Raw genomic sequence first — 730 nt, 5'->3', positions numbered from 1 at the left:
CAGTCCTGTTGATCACTTCGTCGCTAGGAAGGGCCCGGCACCATGGTCGTGAAGGACACGGAACTGCCTCACCTGCGCCGCTGCGTGGAGCTCGCGGCCGAGGCACTGGACGACGGGGACGAACCGTTCGGTTCGGTTCTCGTGGGAAAGGACGGCACGGTCCTCGCCGAGGACCGCAACCGCGTGGCCTCGGGCGACCGCACCCGGCACCCCGAGTTCGAGCTGGCGCGCTGGTCGGCCGCCCACCTCACGCCCGGGGAGCGGGCGGCGGCCACGGTCTACGCCTCGGGCGAGCACTGCCCGATGTGCGCGGCAGCGCACGCCTGGGTCGGCCTGGGACGCATCGCCTACGTCGCCTCGTCCGAGCAACTCGTCGTATGGCTCAGCGAGTTGGGCGTTCCCGCGCCACCGGTGCGGACACTCCCCGTACACGAGATCGCACCCGGCGTGACCGTGGACGGTCCGGTACCCGAGCTGACGGAACGGATCCGGGATCTGCACGTGCGGTTCCATCGCGGGCGCGGCTGAGCCGCCCGAGATGCAGGGCCGCATGGGCGAATCTAGGATCGAATTCAACTGGACCAGGCGTCCCGCCCCGGTCTCCCCAACGGGGGGAGGCGCATGTCTTCGCTGCATCGCCCTGGTCACGGTGGTCACCCTCGTGTACCTGACCGTCCCGGCGGCGCGTCCCGCTCTGTGGCCGTCATCGGGCTCGCCGACGTCACCGCCG

The 730-nt window shown here is 70.8% G+C and carries 1 protein-coding gene; it reads left to right on the top strand.

Going from position 1 to position 730, the window contains the following annotated elements:
• Positions 1–42 precede the first annotated feature (42 nt).
• Positions 43–528 carry a nucleoside deaminase gene (locus IF47_RS0126725; RefSeq protein WP_031511598.1) on the top strand — a complete coding sequence of 162 codons (486 nt, stop codon included), beginning with the start codon at positions 43–45 and terminating at the stop codon, positions 526–528.
• Positions 529–730: the final 202 nt, after the last annotated feature.

The sequence above is a fragment of the Streptomyces megasporus genome (assembly GCF_000718985.1).
GTDB classification, from domain to species: domain Bacteria; phylum Actinomycetota; class Actinomycetes; order Streptomycetales; family Streptomycetaceae; genus Streptomyces; species Streptomyces megasporus.
The sequence above is the reverse complement of the archived record's forward strand: the minus strand, read 5'-3'. Positions and strand labels throughout refer to the sequence as shown.

Coding starts and splice junctions, on each gene's coding strand:
- IF47_RS0126725 (WP_031511598.1), top strand. CDS start 43: ATGGTCGTGAAGGACACGGAACTGCCTCACCTGCGCCGCTGCGTGGAG.